The 14,679-nt window shown below is 70.9% G+C and carries 12 protein-coding genes; 5 read left to right on the forward strand and 7 right to left on the reverse strand.

Annotated elements, in window-relative coordinates; translation table 11 throughout:
- Nucleotides 1-350 precede the first annotated feature (350 nt).
- Both ACSU1G_RS06915 and ACSU1G_RS06920 read left to right on the forward strand, forming a co-directional pair.
- Nucleotides 351-2,345 carry a hypothetical protein gene (locus ACSU1G_RS06915; protein WP_439279182.1) on the forward strand — a complete coding sequence of 665 codons (1,995 nt, stop codon included), beginning with the start codon at nucleotides 351-353 and terminating at the stop codon, nucleotides 2,343-2,345.
- Nucleotides 2,346-2,586: 241 nt separating this feature from the next.
- Entirely contained in the window at nucleotides 2,587-4,653 is a 2,067-nt protein-coding gene (locus ACSU1G_RS06920) for an acetoacetate--CoA ligase (RefSeq protein WP_439279183.1), read from the forward strand.
- Here ACSU1G_RS06920 and ACSU1G_RS06925 read toward each other — a convergent pair.
- Nucleotides 4,643-5,440 carry a carbon-nitrogen hydrolase family protein gene (locus ACSU1G_RS06925; protein ID WP_439279184.1) on the reverse strand — a complete coding sequence of 266 codons (798 nt, stop codon included), beginning with the start codon at nucleotides 5,438-5,440 and terminating at the stop codon, nucleotides 4,643-4,645. The two genes, ACSU1G_RS06920 and ACSU1G_RS06925, sit on opposite strands and share 11 nt — an antisense overlap.
- Before the next feature lie 53 nt (nucleotides 5,441-5,493).
- Here ACSU1G_RS06925 and ACSU1G_RS06930 point away from each other — a divergent pair, with 53 nt between their 5' ends.
- Nucleotides 5,494-7,278: an FAD-dependent monooxygenase gene (locus ACSU1G_RS06930; protein ID WP_439279185.1), complete on the forward strand. Its 1,785-nt coding sequence runs from the start codon at nucleotides 5,494-5,496 to the stop codon at nucleotides 7,276-7,278.
- 43 nt (nucleotides 7,279-7,321) lie between these two features.
- Here ACSU1G_RS06930 and ACSU1G_RS06935 read toward each other — a convergent pair whose 3' ends face one another.
- Both ACSU1G_RS06935 and ACSU1G_RS06940 read right to left on the reverse strand, forming a co-directional pair.
- Nucleotides 7,322-8,617, reverse strand: coding sequence for an adenylosuccinate synthase (locus ACSU1G_RS06935; RefSeq protein ID WP_439279186.1), 1,296 nt, complete (start codon nucleotides 8,615-8,617; stop codon nucleotides 7,322-7,324).
- Nucleotides 8,618-8,772: 155 nt separating this feature from the next.
- Entirely contained in the window at nucleotides 8,773-9,207 is a 435-nt protein-coding gene (locus ACSU1G_RS06940) for an SRPBCC family protein (protein ID WP_439279187.1), read from the reverse strand.
- A gap of 271 nt (nucleotides 9,208-9,478) precedes the next feature.
- Between ACSU1G_RS06940 and ACSU1G_RS06945 the strand changes: the two genes are divergently transcribed.
- Nucleotides 9,479-10,801 carry a short-chain fatty acid transporter gene (locus ACSU1G_RS06945; protein WP_439279412.1) on the forward strand — a complete coding sequence of 441 codons (1,323 nt, stop codon included), beginning with the start codon at nucleotides 9,479-9,481 and terminating at the stop codon, nucleotides 10,799-10,801.
- A 49-nt stretch (nucleotides 10,802-10,850) separates the two neighbouring features.
- Here the strand turns inward: ACSU1G_RS06945 and ACSU1G_RS06950 are convergent, their stop codons facing one another.
- The 4 genes from ACSU1G_RS06950 to ACSU1G_RS06965 all read right to left on the reverse strand — a co-directional run bounded on the left by ACSU1G_RS06950 (nucleotide 10,851) and on the right by ACSU1G_RS06965 (nucleotide 13,581).
- Entirely contained in the window at nucleotides 10,851-11,543 is a 693-nt protein-coding gene (locus tag ACSU1G_RS06950) for a thymidine kinase (RefSeq protein WP_439279188.1), read from the reverse strand.
- 28 nt (nucleotides 11,544-11,571) lie between these two features.
- Nucleotides 11,572-11,850, reverse strand: a complete 279-nt coding sequence (catC, locus tag ACSU1G_RS06955; RefSeq protein WP_439279189.1) for a muconolactone Delta-isomerase — start codon at nucleotides 11,848-11,850, stop codon at nucleotides 11,572-11,574.
- Nucleotides 11,851-11,958: 108 nt separating this feature from the next.
- Nucleotides 11,959-13,137, reverse strand: a complete 1,179-nt coding sequence (locus ACSU1G_RS06960; protein ID WP_439279190.1) for a lactonase family protein — start codon at nucleotides 13,135-13,137, stop codon at nucleotides 11,959-11,961.
- Between the two features lie 3 nt (nucleotides 13,138-13,140).
- Entirely contained in the window at nucleotides 13,141-13,581 is a 441-nt protein-coding gene (locus ACSU1G_RS06965; RefSeq protein WP_439279191.1) for a DUF3151 domain-containing protein, read from the reverse strand.
- Nucleotides 13,582-13,733: 152 nt separating this feature from the next.
- Between ACSU1G_RS06965 and ACSU1G_RS06970 the strand changes: the two genes are divergently transcribed.
- The gene (locus ACSU1G_RS06970) at nucleotides 13,734-14,678 is read left to right on the forward strand and encodes a putative selenate ABC transporter substrate-binding protein (protein ID WP_439279192.1); all 945 of its coding nucleotides are present in this window, start codon (nucleotides 13,734-13,736) and stop codon (nucleotides 14,676-14,678) included.
- Nucleotide 14,679 lies beyond the last annotated feature (1 nt).

A 14,679-nucleotide genomic window follows, 5' to 3' on the forward strand; every position in this document is an offset into this window, starting at 1 on the left:
TCCCGACGGTCCGAACGCGACGAGACCCCGGGCTGCCGGCCACCGAAGCGGTCCGGACCCGGGGTCCCTGTCATCACTCGCACCTTCATCACTCGCACCTTGATGAGGCTCTCTCAGAGTAGGGACCGCACATGGGGATGAACCCCACGGCACCTGAGTGTTCACTGGTCGGCGGCGCCGCTTCCGCGCCATCCCAGGCCTGGAGCCGCCCGAATCATTCTCTCGAGATACCCGATACTCCTCTTGCGTCAACACCTACTCGCTGGTAACTATGGGTCTCATTGCATGTGGCACTCGTCACACCCAGCAGCCACAGTCGCACTCGATGCGGCCTGACGCCAAGGATTCCTATGCACACCCGATCCCGCCACCACCTGCCCTGGGCGGTGCTGGCCGCACTCCTCGCCCTCTTCCTCATCGCCGGTCTCGCGTTCTACTCGCTCTACAGCTCCCGCGTGGCCAACGGCGCCGCCCAGCTGGACGACGGCATGCGCACCGCCCAGAGCGGCAGCGCCGAGCTCAATGACGGCGCTGTCCAGGCCAAGGACGGCGCCGAGCAGTTGGCCACCGGCACCGGCGACCTGAAGGACGGCTCCTCGCAGCTGGCACAGGGCGCCGCCGACGCCCATGAGGGATCCACGGAGCTGGCCGCCGGCTCCACGGAGCTGAGGGCCGGGACCACCGAGCTGAAGGCCGGCGCGAACCAGGCCTCCGACGGGGCGGGCCAGCTGGCGGACGGCGCCGGCCGGCTGTTCGCCGGCACCCAGGAGGTGGCCGCCGGTGCCCTCCGTGCCGACAACGCCGCCCGGAAGCTGAACGCCGGCGCCGGGAAGCTGAATGCCGGGGCCCAGGATGCCGCGGACGGCGCCCAGGTCCTGTCCGCCGGCGCGGGAGAGCTGCAGGGCGGCACGGACACCCTGGCCGCCGGAGCGGGCGACCTCGATACCGGTGCGAAGGCGTTGCAGGAAGGCGCCGGCCAGGCCGCTTCCGGCGCCACGGAGCTCTCCACGGGCGCCGGCACCCTGGCTGACGGTGCACGCCAGCTCGGTGCGGGAGTGGATGAGGCGGCGGCCGGCTCCTCCGAACTCTCCACCGGACTGGGCACCCTCTCGGCCGGACTCACACAGGCCTCCGAGGGCTCCACCGCTTTGAAAGCCGGCACCGCCGAACTGGCCGGGGGCGCCGCCCAGCTGGAGGCCGGCTCCGCCGAGCTCTACGCCGGTCTGCAGCAGGGCGTCGAGGGCACCGCCGAGCTCAAGGACGGCTCGGCCCAGCTCTCGGCCGGACTGATCCAGCTGCGGGACGAGGTCCGGAAGAACCCGCTATCCCCGCCGGACCTGCGCATCGCCGTGGAGCAGCTCACCGCGGGTGGGCAGCAGCTCGATGCCGGCGTCGGCGAGCTGCAGGCCGGCACCCTCCAGCTGCGTGACGGCGGACAGCAGGTGGCCGACGGCTCGACCGCCCTGTCCACCGGTGCCGACCAGGCCGCCGCAGGCGCCGCAGAACTGGAGACGGGGCTGATTCAGCTCGACGCCGGCGGCCAGGAGGCCCTGACCGGATCCCAGGCGCTGAACCAGGGACTCGGCCAGATCCAGGCCGGTGTCAAGGGCACCAAGAAGTCCCCCGGACTCGTCGGCGGCGCAGAACAGCTGGAGGCCGGCGCGGGTGAGCTCGCCGAGGGCAACACCGCCCTGGCCGAGGGCTCCACCCAGCTGGTGGACGGCACCGGCCGACTGCACGCCGGGGCCACAGAGCTGAGCGCCGGCGCCGGGAAGCTGTCCTCCGGCGCCGCCGAGCTGGCCGAGGGCAACGGGGCCTTGGCCACCGGTGCGGGCACACTGCACGAGGGCACCTCCGAGTTGGCGGCCAAGACCCCGGACCTGGTCGACGGCTCGGACCAGCTCACCGCCGGGGCCCAGACACTGGGTGCGGGTGCCGTTCAGCTGAAGGAGGGCAATGCCGCGCTGGCCGAGGGGTCCTCCGCCCTGGAGACGGGGGCGAAGAAGCTCGCCGGCGGTGCCGGACGCCTTGAAGGCGGACTGGACGAGCTGAAGACCGGCGCCGGCGATCTGGACGAGGGAGCCGCCCAGTTGCAGGAGGGGGCCACCGCACTGGCCGATGGCAACGGAGCCCTCGCCGAGGGGACCGGGAAGCTTGCCTCCGGGTCTCTGCAGCTCGCCTCCGGCACCGAGGAATTGCGTTCCTCCTCCCAGGCCGCCGCCGCGGACCAGATGGTGCAGAAGCCGGCCGGGCTGCTGCTGCTCATCCCGCTGCTGCTGCTGGCCATCCCGGTGGCCATGATGTTCCTGACGCGGCGCCGCGAACGGTCCGTGGACGCCTACTAGAACGGGTACCGGGCCACGGCCGGGGACGGATCCGGGACAGAGGACAGAGTAAGGCCCCGGGTGATCCGGCTGCGTGAGGGGAACGCATATCTGCCGGGCCCGGGGCCCTCTGTCATCACTCGCACCTTGATGAGGTGCTTCCTATGCTAGGAAGCCGACGTGAAAACGGGCAGGGCGAACGCTGTGAGTTCGCTGAGAGCCAGGTGCCCCGTAACAGGCGCTCACCCGCCACCGTGTCCCCGTGATCTACGGCACCATCGAGACCATGGAGACCACCCCCGCCCCCAGCACCACCCCCGCTGCCCAGAGCCCCGCCGTCACCTGGACCCCGGACCCCGGGCAGGCCACGAACCTGGGCCGGTTCATCGACTGGGTCGCCGAGCACCGCGGAACCGACCTCCGCGCCGAGGACGGCCGCCACGACTACCGCGCCGTCTGGCAGTGGTCCGTGGACCACCTCTCCGAGTTCTGGGACGCCGTGCGCGAGTTCCACGGGGTCATCGGCACGGGATTCACCACCGACGCCCTCATCGAGCCACAGATGCCCGGGGCCGTCTGGTACCCGGAGGCGCGGCTGAACTTCGCGGAGAACGTGCTGCGCTGGGCGGCGGACCCGGAGCGCGCGGGGCAGGCCGCCGTCGTGCGTATCTCCGAGGAGAACGAGACCGAGGAGATCACCTGGGCGCAGCTGCGGGACCGCACCCTCGCGCTGGCGGCGCGGCTGCGCGGGCTCGGCGTGCAGCCCGGAGACCGCGTGGCCGCAGTGCTGCCCAACGTCCCCGAGGCCCTGATCGGCCTGCTGGCCGCGGCATCCATCGGTGCGGTGTGGACCATCAGCTCCCCCGACCTCTCGGTCACTGCCACCCTCTCCCGGCTGCGGCAGCTGGAGCCTACGGTGCTCATCGGCACGCGCGGGTACCGCTTCAACGGCAAGGACCTGGACTACTCCGCGCAGCTCGCGGAGATCGCCGCCGGGCTGCCCACCGTGACCACGGTGCTCACGGAGGAGGACACGCAGGCCACGGCGCACGACGCCGGCCCGGCCGGCTCCCAGCCCGAGGTCACCGGCGAGGACGGGGCCGGGGAGACCGCGGCGGGATTCATCCGCCTGCCCTTCGCCCACCCGCTGTGGATTCTGTTCTCCTCCGGCACCACGGGCGATCCCAAGGGGATCATCCACTCACACGGCGGCATGCTGCTCGAGGCGCTCAAGGGCTCCGGGCTGAACCAGGACATGGGGCCGGCGGACCGTTACTACGTGGCCGCCAACACCTCGTGGATGGTCTGGAACACCCTCGTCAACAACCTCGTCACGGGTGCCTCCGTGGTCACCTATGCCGGCTCGCCGAAGGCGGGGGATGCGGACCGCCAGTTCGAGATCATCGAGCGCACGGGTGCCACCATGTTCGCCACCGGCGCCGCGTACCTGTCCCTCGTGGAGAAGTCCGGGCTGGTGCCGGGGCAACGCTGGGACCTGTCGAGGCTGCGCTCCATCCTGTCCACCGGCTCCCCGCTGCCGGACTCCACGTGGCAGTGGGTCCATGAGGCGGTGCGGGCCGAGGTGCACCTCGGCTCGGACACCGGCGGCACGGACATCTGCTCGGGATTCATCGGGTCCAACCCGCTGGAGCCGGTCCACCTGGGTGAGCTGCAGGGGCCGCTGCTCGGGGTGGACGTGCAGGTCTGGAACGAGGACGGCGAGCGGGTGCGTGGTGAGGTCGGGGAGATGGTGATCCGCCAGCCCATGCCGTCCATGCCCGTGGCCCTGTGGAACGATCCGGACGGCACCCGCTACCGGGACACCTACTTCTCCGTGTTCCCGGGATCCTGGGTACAGGGCGACTGGATCACCGAGACCGAGCGCGGCGGGTTCGTGGTCCACGGCCGCTCGGACGCCACCCTCAACCGGCAGGGCGTGCGACTGGGCTCGGCGGACATCTACTCCGCGCTGCAACACGTGCCGGAGGTGGTGCAGTCCATGGTGCTCGGGATCGAGGAGCCGGGCGGCTACTACATGCCCCTCTACGTCCAGCTGGTGGAGGGCGCCGAGCTGACCGAGGAGCTCGACGCCAGGATCCGGCGCACCATCCGCGAGTATGCCTCGGCCCGGCACGTCCCGGATGCGGTCCTGACCGCCCCGGGCGTCCCCGTGACGCATGCGGGCAAGAGGATCGAGGTGCCCCTGAAACGGGTGTTCACCGGGCGGCCCGCCGAACAGGCGATCAACCGGGGTTCACTCGCCAACCCGGAGGCCGTGGAGTTCTTCCTCACCGAGGCCGCGGCCTACCGGGAGGGGCTCACGGCCTGAGCGCATCCACATCCGTGCGGCGGTTGGCCAGCACGGGCAGGAAGGAGCGCACCTCGTCGATCCGTTCGCGGGTGACCTCGGCGGTCTCCACGGCCTCGCCCTCCTCGCCGAGGAAGGCCACCGGCACGGCCAGGGGGTCGATGATCGCCGAGTGACCCACGGTGTTGTCGCTACGGGTCCCCGCGGCGACCACCCACACGGTGTTCTCCACGGCGCGCGCCTTGAGCAGCAGCTGCCAGTGGTCGATCTTGTGGTCGCCCTTGAACCAGGCGGCCGGCACCAGCAGGGCCTCGGCACCGGCCACGGCGAGCGCCCGGGCCACCTCCGGGAAGCGGAGGTCGTAGCAGGTCATGATGCCCAGCGTCAGGCCGCCCACCTCGATCGTGAGGATGCCGCGGTCCCCGGCGGTGATGCTGTCCGATTCCTTGTACTTGAACGCGTCGTAGAGGTGCAGCTTGCGGTACGTCCCCAGGATCCGGCCCTCGGCGTCCACGGCCACCACCGTGTTGTAGGGGCGCTCGGTGCCGGAGGGCTCGTAGCCGCCGGCCACGATGGCGATCTGGAGGTCGGCCGCGATCCGGGTGACCTCGGCGACGAAGGTGGACCAGCCGGCGTCGACGGCCTCGGCCAAGGGGCCGTGCACATGCCGGACCGTGAACATGGACTCCTCCGGGAACAGCACCAGGTCGGCGCCGTCGTCCCGCGCCGACTCGGCCAGACGCCGCAACGTGGCCACGTTCTCCGAGACCACCCCCGTGGGGCGGAATTGTCCGACGCTGATCCTCATGTCCCGGTCCTCCCGCATGGTGCGATGCTGTCCGCCCAGCCTAGCCTGAGGCCATGACCCCCCCTCCAGCACAGGTGCCGGGCCCGCAGCCCCGCCGCCGGCACTCCACCGACGTCCTGGTGGTCGGCGCCGGCCCCACGGGGCTGATGGCCGGGGCCTGGTGCGCCAAGCTGGGCGTGCAGGCACTCGTGGTGGACGGCAAGTCCGGGCCCACGCGCGAGTCCCGCGCCCTGGGCCTGCAGTCCCGCTCCCTCGAGGTCTACCGGCAGCTGGGGCTGGACCAGGCCGTGCTGGACGGGTCCACGCCGGCGGCCACGGTCAGCCCGGGCTTCGGCCACCGCACGCTGGGCACCCTGCACCTGGACCGGGTGGGGCACGGGCTGACCCCATTCCCCGGCATCACGATCTTCGAACAGAGCGCCAACGAGGAGTTGCTCGCGGGCTTCCTGGCCCAGCGGCGGCGGCCCGTGGCCTGGGGTACCTCGTTCCACTCCTTCGCTGATCCCCGCCGTCCGGAGACCACCGACGCCGGCCCTGGTTCGCCTGGCGGGCCTGGCGGGCCTGGCGGGCCCGGCCGGCGCGTCACCGCCCGGCTCGAGACGCCCGAGGGGCCGGTGCTGGTGAACGCCCGGTACGTGGTGGCCGCCGACGGCGCCTCGTCTCCCGTCCGCAGGGCCCTGGGCATCGCGTTCGAGGGGTCCACCAACGCGTTCGAGTTCTTCGTGCTGGATGCCCACGGGGTCACCGGCACAGAGTCCGGCGTCATGGTGCGAGCCTCCCGCGAGCACTTCATGCTGGCCTTCCCCCTGGGCGACGACGGCCGCGGCGGCCGGCGCGCCCGCCTCCTGGGCATCCTGCGCGCCGAGGACCGACCGGCCGGCCCCACGGCCGATGCCCGCGACGAGGCCCGCGCCCGAGCCTCCCTCGCGGAGGAGTTCGGCATCCGCTACGCCGGCACCGCCTGGTACAGCACCTACCGGGTCCACCATCGCGTGGCCGCCGCCTTCCGGGCCGGCCCCGTGTTCCTGGCTGGGGACGCCGCGCACATTCACTCCCCCGTGGGCGCACAGGGCATGAACACCGGGCTGCAGGACGCCCAGAACATCGTCTGCAAGATCGCCGACGTCCTCACCGGGCGGGACACCGCGGAGGCGATCGAGCGCTATGAGGCCGAGCGCCGGCCCGTGGCCTTGAAACTGATGCGGACCACGGACGTGGTGTTCGGCGCCGTCACCTCCCTGTCGGTGACGGCCCGGCTCCTCCGCACCCGGGTCTTCCCGATGGTGGCCCCGGCACTGTTGCGTCTGGTGCCGCGCCTACCGGCCGGCGGGCGGTTGTTCGGCTATATCTCTCAGATCCGGATCCACTACTGGATGCCCGGCACCGAGGCGGGTGCCTCCGGGGAATCCCGCGGACGGCGGCGGCGCCGCGGCCGGGTGCTGGGGCGCCGCCTGCCCTGGGTTCCCGACGCCGGACGGGGCCTCCCCGAGGGCGGTGGGGTTGCCGGCGCGGACAACCACGAGGACCTCACCGCGGCGGTCTGGCAGGTGCACGCCTACGGGCCCGCGGCCGTCGATCTTGCGAACGACCTGGCCGAACGGCACCGGGAGAAGGCCGCGGGACCGGGCGGGCCGTCGTCGGACACGGGTGAAGGGCTGCCGGTCCTCCCGTTCCGCGCGGCTCCGGAGGCGGGGCTCCCGGACGGCACGGCCCTGCTGGTCCGACCGGACGGCTTCGTGGCCGCCCTGGAGTCCGCCGACCCGCCCGCCGCAGGAGAGCGCCGGAAGCGTCCTCCGATTCCACGCATCCTCGGCCGGATCTTCGCACGGAATGCGTGAGACCGGATGAGGTGGCACCGCGCGCCCGCCGTGACGGCCGGGTTCAGTCCTCGATGAGGTCGCGGATCTGGACCACCTGGTCGCGGCCGGGACCCACGCCGATCGCGGAGACCCGGGTGCCGGACATCTTCTCCAGGGCCAGGACGTAGTCGCGGGCGTTGACCGGCAGGTCCTCCATGGTGCGGGCACCGGAGATGTCCTCGGTCCAGCCCTCGAAGTACTCGAAGATCGGCCGGGCGTGGTGGAACTCGGTCTGGGTCATCGGCATCTCGTCATGCCGCACCCCGTCCACGTCGTAGGCCACACACACGGGGATCTGCTCGATGCCCGTGAGCACGTCCAGCTTGGTGATGAAGTAGTCGGTGAAGCCGTTGATGCGGGTGGCGTAGCGGGCCATCACGGCGTCATACCAGCCGGTGCGGCGCGGACGGCCGGTGTTCACGCCGAACTCGCCGCCCACGGTGCGCAGCCGGGTGCCCATCCCGTCCTCGTCGAACAGCTCCGTGGGGAACGGGCCGGCGCCCACGCGGGTGGTGTAGGCCTTGATGATCCCGATGGTGCGGGTGAAGCGGGTGGGGCCGATCCCCGCACCCACGGAGGCACCGCCAGCGGTCGGGTTGGAGGAGGTCACGAAGGGGTAGGTGCCGTGGTCCACGTCCAGGTAGGTGGCCTGGCCACCCTCCATGAGCACCACCTTGCCCTCGTCCAGGGCGTCGTTGAGCAGGATGGTGGAGTCCACCACCATGGGGCGCAGGCGCTCGGCGAAGGACAGGAAGTACTCGGCGGTCTCGTCCACCGTGATGGCGCGGCGGTTGTAGAGCTTGACCAGCAGCTCGTTCTTCTGGCGCAGGGCACCGTCGATCTTCTGGCGCAGGATCGACTCGTCGAAGAGGTCCTGCACGCGGATGCCGAGGCGGCCGGCCTTGTCCATGTAGGTGGGGCCGATGCCGCGACCGGTGGTGCCGATGGCCCGCTTGCCCAGGAAGCGCTCGGAGACCTTGTCCATGGTCTGGTGGTACGGGGCCACCAGGTGCGCGTTGGCGGAGATCCGCAGGTGGTCGCAGCGCTGACCGCGGGCCTCGAGTCCGTCGATCTCCTCGAAGAGCGCCTCGAGGTTGACGACCACGCCGTTGCCGATCACCGGGACGGCGTTGGGTGACAGGATGCCGGCCGGCAACAGCTTCAGTTCGAACTTCTCGCCGCCGACCACCACGGTGTGCCCGGCATTGTTGCCGCCGTTGGGCTTGACCACGTAGTCGACGCGGCCGCCCAACAGATCGGTGGCCTTGCCCTTGCCCTCGTCGCCCCACTGGGCGCCGACGATCGCGATTGCTGGCATCAGTGCATCTCTCCCCGTACGCCAGCACCGCGCCTCTGGGGGGTGGCGCCGACTGGCCCTCGACATGGAAAACGCCCCCGGTGACCGTTCCGACGGTTCACTGCCGTGCGGTGCATCACACGAGGGCCTTACAACCGGAGTTTACCAGCAGGCACTCAGGGGGCCTTCTCGGCGTAGTCGCGCAGGGACTCCAACTGGCCCGCCTCCGCATCGGCGAGCGCCGCGGCCAGCCCCAGCCCCTCCTCGGAGAGCGATTCGTCCGCGCGGACCGCCACGCGGAGGCCGACCCGGGTCCACGCGGCGTCCGGCACCAGCAGGTAGCCGTATTCCACCCCCAGGTCGTCGTCGGCGGCGCCGGAGACCATGGTCAGCCCGCGGCCGGGATCCAGGGTGGAGAGGGTGTAGCGGCGGGCGTGGCCACCGGAGGAGTAGGCCAGCTCCTGCCCGGGGCCGGCGGGTCCGCTCACGTGCATCTCCTCGATCCCGGGGAGCCAGGCGGGCGCGGCGGACCAGTCGGTCAGCAGCTCCCACACCCGGGCGGGGGGCAGGTGGATCACGATCTCGTCCTCGAGTGCCACAAGAGTCTGCATGCTTGGCATCCTTGCCGGTCCCCGCGCTGGTGTTAAGGGTGAAACGCCTACCGGATTCGGCCGCAGGTCCCCACCCGCCGCCCGCCCCCCGCCTAAGGTGGGCTCTGTCACATTCGCCCGGCTCGCGTCCAGCGGTCTGAGCACCCGGACCGCCACACCCCCACATCGCACGACGCCGGCCCGCACCACCCGAGGAGATGTCACCATGTCCGGTTCGCCTGGCACCGTCCACACCCGCCCCCGCAAGGAGGGCACCCCGCTCTCCCGCGCCATGCGCCCGATCAACCACGTGGTGGAGCGGTTCATCCCCTCCGCGCTAGTGTTCTCGATCGCCCTGACCTTCATCGTGGCCATCCTGGCCCTGATCCTCACGGACACCGGACCCGCCGACCTGATCCTGGACTGGGGTGACGGGCTGGCCGGGCTGCTGGCCTTCATGACCCAGATGGCGCTGATCCTGCTGCTGGGCCACATCCTGGCGAATACCGGGCCGGTGCGGAAACTGCTGGCCTTCCTGGGACGCGTGCCCACCACGCCCCTGTTCGCCTACGTCTTCGTCTTCGTGGTGGCTGCCGTAGCCTCCCTCATCACGTGGGGCCTGGGCCTCGTGGTCGGCGGCCTGCTGGCCCGCGAGGTGGCCTACCAGGGCCGCGAACGCGGGATGAAACTGCACTTCCCCATGCTGGTGGCCTCCGGGTTCGCCGGCTTCGTGGTCTGGCACATGGGGTACTCGGCCTCCGGCCCCCTGACGGCGGCGACCGAGGGGTCCTTCCTCATGGAGCCCCTGGGCGGCCAGGTGTTGCCCATCACCGAGACCGTGTTCTCCTCCTGGAACATCATCGCCGCCGTGGTGACCATCGCAGTGGTGGCACTGGCGCTCTTCCTCGTGGCGCCCCGGGCCGGGGACCGGGTCACCGAGCTGGCGGTCGACGCCCGCGAGGCGGGCGACGACGGCCAGGAGGAGATCGTCACCCCGGCGGACCGGGTCGACGCCAGCCGGATCGTAACCCTGCTGGTCGGGTTGGCCCTGGTGGCCTATCTCGTCCTGCACTTCGCCCAGGGCGGCACCCTGACCCTGGACACCGTCAACTGGTCCTTCCTGGCCCTGATCCTGCTGCTGGTGCGGAACCCCTTCGAGCTGATCGCCCTGACCAAGGGAGCCGCCTCCAATGTGGGCGAGATCCTGCTGCAGTTCCCGCTCTACGCGGGCATCCTCGGCATCATGTCCGGCACCGGCCTGATCCAGGTCCTCTCGGACGCCTTCGTGGCCATCTCCAACCCGACGACCTTCGGCTTGCTGGCGTTCCTGTCCGCGGGGCTGGTGAACTTCTTCGTCCCCTCCGGAGGCGGGCAGTTCGCGGTGCAGGGCCCCCTCATGCTGGAGGCCGGCGCGGAACTCGGCGTGGATCCGGCGGTGACCATCATGGCGGTGTCCTACGGCGACCAGTGGACCAACATGATCCAGCCGTTCTGGGCCCTGCCACTGCTGGCGATCGCCGGGCTGAAGATGCGGGACATCCTCGGCTACACCACGGTGGTACTCATCGCCTCCGGGCTGGTCTTCGTGGGGACGCTGCTACTCGTGTCGCTCTAACCCTCCAGGCACAAAGTGACTCCACCCCCGCCGTTGTGGCGTGGGTTGGTCACTCTGTGCCCAGCCGTCCGCCGGACTCCTGGAGATAGCAGACCGCGCACAGGGACTCGTAGGTGACCTTCACACCGTCGATCGCCACCTGGTCGCCTTCGAAGATGAAGCGTTCGCGGCGGGACCCGGGCACTTCGGTGCCCGGGCCGGCGTCGTGCGCGGGAACGGTGTCCACGACCTTGCGGGTGTTGAAGATGGCCTTGCGCCCGCACCGGCAGATGGTCTTGAGCTCCTCGAGGGAGTGCGCCAGCTCCATCAGCCGGGCCGAGCCCGGGAAGGACGCCGTGCGGAAGTCCGTGCGGATGCCGTAGGCCATCACGGGCACGTTCTCGAGCACGGCGATCCGCAACAGGTCGTCCACCTGGGCGGGTTCGAGGAACTGGGCCTCGTCCACGAGCAGACAGGCCACGGGCTTGAGGCCGGCCTCCACGTGGGTGAGCAGCGCGGTGGGATCGTCGCCGCGGGCATGCTGCCGGAACAGCTCCCTGAGCTGCGCCCCGGGCGGGATCAGGAAGTCCACGGGCCGGGAGACACCCAGCCGGGAGACGATCTGTCCCTCGCCCTTGGAATCCACCTGTGGCTTGGCCAGCAGCACACGCTGGCCGCGCTCTTCATAGTTGAACGCGGCCTGCAGCAGCCCGGTGGACTTGCCGGAGTTCATCGCGCCGTAGCGGAAGTAGAGCTTGGCCATGGCGGTGTGTCCTCCGGCGGCTGGGTGGCTACTTGATCGAGTTCGGGTGCTTCGCCAGCGGGGTGACCTTGATCTTCATGTACGCGTACATGGGGAAGCCGGAGAGGACGGCGTGCAGCTCGTCGTTGTCCGCCACGTCATAGACGGAGTAGTTGGAGTATTCGCCCACCACGCGCCAGATGTCCCGCATGGTGCCCTGACGCTGCAGGTTGCCCGAGTACTCCTTCTCCCGGACCGTGAAATCGGCCTTGGTCTCGTCCGACATCGACTCGGGGAAGGTCACATCCATGCGTGCCAAAAACAGCATCGTCTCTCCTTGGGTTGCTTCTTGCACTGTGAGGGCAGGAATGACTAGTGATCTCTGCCCGGAAAACGAGGGGGTGGGCCGTTGTCACTATAGACGGCACGTCCCGCCTCAGAGGTTCGGCAGCAGGAACCCGGGTCGCCGCACGGTGACCCGGGTTCTCGCCTCTGTGGGGATGCCGTCGGCATCCAGAGGGAGCCCGACGACGGCATCGCCCCGTTCCAGCGCGACGAACAGGGTGGGTGCCCCACCGGCATGGCCGAGCGCGATATGGCGGGGCCAGTCGCCACCGCACGGCACCTCGGCGATCAGCTCCGGGGTCCCGGACCGCCGGATGACGCCGATCGTGTTGCGTCCGCGGTTGGCCACGTAGACCAGGGATGCATCCGGTGAGAGCACCAGGTGGGAGGGCAGGTTCTCCAGGGCCGATTCGGGGTCCTGGTCCTGTCCGCAGGTGGGGACCACGGCCACCTCGCGGAAGCCCTCCGGGGTCGAGTCCAGGTCCAGCAGGTGCAGCCGCGAGTCCAGCTCACCCACCACGGCGAGGTGCCGTTCCACGATCCCGGCCTCCGGCAGCGGGGGCAGCACCGCGAGGTGGCGGGGCCCGGTCCCGGGGGGCAGGGTGTGCACGAAGGCCGGCTGTCCGTGGCCGGCGGCTCCGGGCCCGTCGGTCAGCTCCCGGATCGAGTACTCGAGGATCCGGTCGGCCCCCAGGTCCGTGACCAGCAGCCGGTCGTCATCCAGGAACAACACGAAGTGCAGATGCGGCTCCTGCTGGCGCGCGGAGACGGGCCCCGAGCCGCCCGGGGCCGTCGCCGCCACGGGCTGCCCCAGCCGCCCGTCAGCGAGAACGGGCACCACGGTCAGGGTGCCCGAGCCGTAGGAGGCGGCGGCGAGCCACGTGCCGGAGGGGTTCAGATCGGCGTGACACGTCTCCGATCCGCCGGTGGCCACGAGCTGGGAGGTGACCCAGCCGACGTCGTACCGGGGGTCCTGCGGCACGCCGTCACCGGCGGCCGGGCTGGAGGGGCTCAGCACCGCGAGCTGGCCCTCGGACAGGTGGAGGGCGGCATACAGCCGGCCCTCGGAGGGCGTGCCCGCACGGCCCGGGACCAGCCAGGACGGGGCATCCGGGCCGGTGCCGGCGAGCACCTCCGGCGATCCGGCCCAGCCGCGGGTGAGGACCATCCCGGCGGAGGCCGGCAACGGCGGGGCCAGTTCACCGGGCTCGTTGAACGTCCCCACGAGGACGGTGCCGCTGTCCTGGATGCCGTCCGGGCTAGTGGTCACCGCTCAGCCCCGGGAGATCTGCTCTTTGGCGGTGGGGTCGGCGTCCACCAGGAAGGCCTCGATGCGGTGGACCTCCTCGACCTCGCCGATCGCGGCGGAGGCCTGTTCCAGCAGGTAGAGGGCCCGCAGGAAGCCGCGGTTCGGCTCATGCGAGTAGGGCACGGGGCCCGCACCGCGCCAGCCGGCGCCCCGGAGGGAGTCCAGCCCGCGGTGGTAGCCCACCCGGGCGTAGGCATAGGCGTCGATGGTGCGTCCCTCGGCCCAGGCATCCTCCGCCATCAGGGCCCAGGCCAGCGATGACTTCGGGAACCGCGTGGCGAGGTCCTCCGGGAGGTCACCGGCCTCGATCCGCGCGAGGACCTCCGATTCCTCCGGCAGCTGCGTGGGGGCGGGCTGCATGAGGTTCTTGCCGACGAGGGATGCGTCAGAAGGCGCGGGGGACATGAGTGCTCCTTGGATCTGGTGGTTCCGGGGTCCAGTGCCGCAACCGGTGCCGTGGTGTGCGCCGTCGGGGCGTGGGACACCTCCGACCTTACCCAAGGAACCGCATCGGGTCAGCGAGACGATCCGGCCGGGCACGTGGATAGGATGCGGTCATGCGCACCTCCTCCCTCGGGTCCTCCTTGCCGCTGGTGGCCCTGGGCCTCGTCAGCACCCTCGTCATCACCGGTTGCGGCAGCCCCACGGAGGAGGCCGGGCCCACCGCTGGTTCCGGGCAGGAGGCGGCGACCCTCCGGATCAGTGCCATTCCGGACATGGATCCCTCCGACCTGGCCGAACGCGAGGACGCGCTGGCCGCGTACCTCGCCGAGGAGCTGGACGTGGAGGTGGAGTACGTGCCGGTGAGCGACTATGCGGCCTCCGTCAACCTGTTCGGCACGGGAGACCTCGACCTGGTCTTCTACGGCGGGCTGACCGGGGTGCAGGCGCGGTTGCGCACCGAGGGCGCCCAGGTCCTGGCCCAGCGGGACATCGACGAGCACTTCCGCAGCGTCTTCATCGCCCACGCCGACTCCGGCCTGAAACCGGTCGAGGACGTCGCCGGACTGTCCGAGCTGGTGGACACCCGCTTCACCTTCGGCAGTGAGTCCTCCACGTCCGGACGCCTGATGCCCTCCTCCTTCCTGAGCGAGGCCGGGGTGGACCCGGCCTCCGACTTCGACGGCGAGCCCGGGTTCTCCAGCTCACACGACCTGACCATCGACCTGGTGGAGTCCGGCAGCTATGAGGCCGGCGCCCTCAACGAGCAGGTCTGGCGGGCCCGCCTCGAGGCCGGCTCCGTGGACACCGAGAAGGTCCAGGCGCTCTTCACGACCCCCGAGTATGCCGACTACCACTGGATCGGTTCCCCGGGCCTGGACGAGCGGCTCGGCGAGGGTTTCACCGATGACTTGCGCCAGGCCCTCCTGGACCTCGACGGCTCCGACGCCGAGGAGGCGGAGCTGTTGGAGGCCTATGGCGCGCAGGCCATCGTCCCCGCGACGGCCTCCGACCATGATCGGATCGAGGAGATCGGCCGCGAACTCGGCCTGATCCGCTGAC

This window comes from Microbacterium sp. A93 (genome assembly GCF_051842835.1).